This is a genomic window from Rhizobacter sp. P3_B12 (genome assembly GCF_056402895.1).
In genome coordinates, this window is record NZ_JBFUGN010000748.1 from 1 (window position 1) to 4,195 (window position 4,195).

Annotated in this window: 3 protein-coding genes and 1 pseudogene; 3 read left to right on the top strand and 1 reads right to left on the bottom strand. The window is 68.3% G+C overall.

Annotated elements, in window-relative coordinates; genetic code table 11:
• Positions 1–973: tRNA (adenosine(37)-N6)-threonylcarbamoyltransferase complex transferase subunit TsaD (gene tsaD, locus AC1D01_RS27355; RefSeq protein WP_477871993.1), on the bottom strand; the 973-nt coding region annotated here is incomplete at its 3' end.
• 462 nt (positions 974–1,435) lie between these two features.
• Between tsaD and AC1D01_RS27360 the strand changes: the two are divergent.
• The 3 genes and pseudogenes from AC1D01_RS27360 to ntrB all read left to right on the top strand — a co-directional run.
• Positions 1,436–1,807: pseudogene (locus tag AC1D01_RS27360) on the top strand (ANTAR domain-containing response regulator); the annotation flags it as partial.
• Positions 1,808–2,094: 287 nt separating this feature from the next.
• Positions 2,095–3,318 carry a CmpA/NrtA family ABC transporter substrate-binding protein gene (locus AC1D01_RS27365; protein WP_477871995.1) on the top strand — a complete coding sequence of 408 codons (1,224 nt, stop codon included), beginning with the start codon at positions 2,095–2,097 and terminating at the stop codon, positions 3,316–3,318.
• Between the two features lie 22 nt (positions 3,319–3,340).
• A partial coding sequence (gene ntrB / locus AC1D01_RS27370) for a nitrate ABC transporter permease (protein WP_477871997.1) occupies positions 3,341–4,195 on the top strand: 855 nt, incomplete at its 3' end.

A 4,195-nucleotide genomic window follows, 5' to 3' on the forward strand; every position in this document is an offset into this window, starting at 1 on the left:
GCACGGCGCCGCGCTGCAGCCGCATCGCGGCGGCGAGCGCGATCATCGCGCCGTTGTCGGTGCACAGCGCCAGCTCGGGGTAATGCACCCTGACCTGGCGCTTCGCGCATTCGGCATCCAGCTGCGCGCGCAGGCGGCTGTTCGCGCCGACGCCGCCGGCGACGACGAGCCGCTTCAGCCCGGTCTGCTTCAGCGCCGCGAGCGACTTCTTCAGCAGCACCTCGACGATCGCGGCCTGCGTCGACGCGGCCACGTCGGCGCGCTGCGTGTCGCTCGGCGCATCGCCGAGCTTGCGCAGCTGCGTCATCACCGCGGTCTTCAAGCCGGCGAACGAGAAATCGAGATCGCCGCTGTGCAGCAGCGGCCGCGGCAGCGCATACGCATCGGGCCGCCCCGATTCGGCGAGGCGCGACAGCGCCGGCCCGCCCGGGTAGCCGAGACCGAGCAGCTTGGCCGATTTGTCGAAGGCCTCGCCGGCCGCGTCGTCGATGCTCTCGCCGAGCAGTTCGTAGCGGCCGACGTCGTCGACCCGCATCAGCTGCGTGTGCCCGCCCGACACCAGCAGCGCGACGAACGGAAACTCCGGCGGATCGCTCGCGAGGAACGGCGACAGCAGGTGCCCTTCGAGGTGGTGCACGCCAAGCACCGGCTTGCCGAGCGCCGCCGCCAGCGCGCAGGCCACGCCCGCCCCCACCAGCAGCGCCCCGGCCAACCCCGGCCCGCGCGTGAACGCGACCACGTCGACATCGGCCAGCGACGCGCCGGCCTCGTGCAGCACCTGCTCGGTGAGCGGCAGCACGCGCCGGATGTGGTCTCGCGAGGCCAGCTCAGGCACCACGCCGCCGTAGGCCTGGTGCATCGCGACCTGGCTGTGCAGCGCATGGGCCAGCAGGGTCGGAATCCCGCTCGGGCCGGCCTCCACCAGGGCCACGCCCGTTTCGTCGCACGATGATTCCACGCCCAGTACCTTCATCCGGCGAGTGTAGCCAGCGCACCCGCGCCACCCGCCGGCGCCAACTTTGTCACGGCACATCCAAGGGTTTACCCTCAATTACTATCCGACCCCCTTCCCGGTTCGAGCGCGGGCGACTAACCTGCGTGACCGAGCAGTGCACCGAAGCAACTGCCAACTACAACAACGTCGTTAGGGAAACCCCATGAAGCAATACCGCCTCCTGGCCTGGACGGAGCTGCCTGCGCCGTTCGATCGCACCGCGCACCGGCGCATGCTGAGCGACATGTCGCAGCGGCACATGACGCTGGAGCAGCTGGCGTCCATCGCCGGGCTGAAGCGCCCCGAGGTGCAGCTCTTCCTGGACGCGCTGGAGGCGCAGGGCCTGCTCGAAGAACGGGAGTTCGACGAGCCGCCCGCCGATTCGATGTTCGACTCGCTGCGGCCGCTGGGTGGCTGGATCCGCCGCGCGCTGCACACGAGACGCGCGATGCGCGCCGGCCGATCGTGCTGTTCACCGATGACGACGACACCAGCCACGTGCCCGACGCGATCGCCGCCGGCGTCACCGCCTACGTCGTGGCCGGGCTGGCGCCGGAGCGGGTGAAGCCGGTGCTCGACGTGGCGATGGCGCGCTTCCGGCACGAGGAGGGCCTGCGCCGCGAACTGGCCGACGCCCGCACCGAGCTCTCGGACCGCAAGGTGATCGACCGCGCGAAGGGCCTGCTGATGTCGCGCCAGGGCCTCAGCGAGGAAGCCGCCTACGCGCGGCTGCGCAAGGCGGCGATGGACAAGGGGCTGCGGCTCGCCGACGTGGCGCAGCGCATCCTCGACGTGTCGGACCTGCTCGGCTGAACGCACTGCGGCAGTGCGGCCGACGGCGCACTTGGTGCGTCGCAGCATCGATGCAGCCCGCGCTCCCCCGGGAAGAAGGCTGTGGCACGCCACTTGCGTAGTGACGTGTGGAAGGTCAACGGCGATCTTCCACAGACATCCGCACGCACCAAGGTTGGCGCGACGCGGGTCGGACGATGGCGTCCCCACCGTGCAGGCTGAGCCCGCACCGTGCGGACGCCTTTTTGTTTTTGCTTTCCGAGAACCTGAGCCACGCCATGACAAGCCCACTCACGCGAAAGAACCTGATGAGCCGCCGAACCCTGATCAAAGCCGCTGCCGCCACCAGTGCCGCCGGCCTGGTGCCGGGGCTGCAGAGCGCCGTGCATGCACAAGGCTCCGACAAGCCCGAGAAGGAGGAGGTGCGCATCGGCTTCATCCCGCTGACCGACTGCGCATCGATCGTGATGGCCTCGGTGCTCGGCTTCGACAAGAAGTACGGCGTCAAGATCGTCGCGACCAAGGAGGCCTCGTGGGCCGGCGTGCGCGACAAGCTGGTCAACGGCGAACTCGACATGGCGCACGTGCTGTACGGCCTGGTCTACGGCGTGCACCTGGGCATCGGCGGGCCGAAGAAGGACATGGCCGTGCTGATGACCCTGAACAACAACGGCCAGGCGATCACGCTGTCGAAGAAGCTGGCCGACAAGGGCGCGGTCGACGGTGCGTCGCTCGCCAAGGTGATGGCCGCCGACAAGCGCGAGTACACCTTCGCGCAGACCTTCCCGACCGGCACCCACGCGATGTGGCTGTACTACTGGCTCGCGAGCGTCGGCATCAACCCGATGAAGGATGCCAAGGTGATCACCGTGCCGCCGCCGCAGATGGTGGCCAACATGCGCGTCGGCAACATGGACGGCTACTGCGTCGGCGAGCCCTGGGGCCACCGCGCGATCATGGACGGCATCGGCATCACCGCGGTGACCACGCAGGACATCTGGAAGGATCACCCCGAGAAGGTGCTCGGCACCACCGGCGATTTCGTCAAGAAGTACCCCAACACCGCGCGCGCCGTGATGATGGCGGTGATCGAGGCGAGCCGCTGGATCGACGCGAGCCTGCAGAACAAGCTGAAGATGGCCGAGACGGTGGCCGACAAGTCGTACGTCAACACCGGCGTCGACGCGATCAACCAGCGCATCCTGGGCCGCTACCAGAACGGCCTGGGCAAGACCTGGGACGATCCCAACCACATGAAGTTCTTCAACGACGGCGCGGTGAACTACCCGTACCTGAGCGACGGCATGTGGTTCCTGACGCAGCACAAGCGCTGGGGGCTGCTGAAGGAGCACCCGGACTACCTCGGCGTCGCGAAGCAGATCAACCAGATCGAGCTGTACAAGCAGGCCGCGAGCGCGATGAAGGTGAACGTGCCGAAGGAGCCGCTGCGCAGCGCGAAGCTGATCGACGGCGTCGTCTGGGACGGCAAGGAACCGGCGAAGTACGCCGACAGCTTCAAGCTCAAGGCCTGAGCGGGCCACACAGGAGAACGCCATGGTGAGTGCCGTGTTCCATTCCCCGCGCGGTGCCGGCGACGAGGCCCCTGCGGCCGCGCCGGTGGTCGCGCGGCCGCCGCCGCTTCCGTCCACACCCGTGCCCGCCGCGCCGCCGCGGCGCGCCGTCGACTGGAACGCGCTGTTGCTGAAGGTGCTGCCGCCGGTCATCGGCATCGCGCTGCTGGTGGGCATCTGGGCGCTGCTGACGATGAAGGGGGGCAGCTTCCCGACACCGGCCGCCACCTTCACCGAAGCGGTCAAGCTGTTTGCCGACCCGTTCTACAGCAAGGGGCCGAACGACCAGGGCATCGGCTGGAACATCCTGTTCTCGCTGCAGCGCGTCGCGATCGGCTTCGGGCTGGCGGCGCTGGTCGGCATCCCGGTGGGCTTCCTGATCGGGCGCTTCAGCTTCCTGAACCACATGGCCTCGCCGCTGATCAGCCTGCTGCGGCCGGTGTCGCCGCTCGCATGGTTGCCGATCGGRCTGCTGGTGTTCAAGGCGGCGAACCCGGCGGCGATCTGGACGATCTTCATCTGTTCGATCTGGCCGATGGTGATCAACACCGCGGTCGGCGTACAGCGCGTGCCGGCCGACTACCTGAACGTGGCGCGCGTGCTGAACCTGTCGGAGTGGAAGGTGATGACGCGCATCCTGTTCCCTGCCGTGCTGCCGTACATGCTGACCGGCGTGCGGCTGAGCGTGGGCACGGCGTGGCTGGTGATCGTCGCGGCCGAGATGCTGACCGGTGGTGTCGGCATCGGCTTCTGGGTGTGGGACGAGTGGAACAACCTGAACGTCACGCACATCCTGTTCGCGTTCTTCGTGATCGGCATCGTCGTGCTGTTGCTCGAC

Coding starts and splice junctions, on each gene's coding strand:
- AC1D01_RS27365 (WP_477871995.1), top strand. CDS start 2,095: ATGAGCCGCCGAACCCTGATCAAAGCCGCTGCCGCCACCAGTGCCGCC.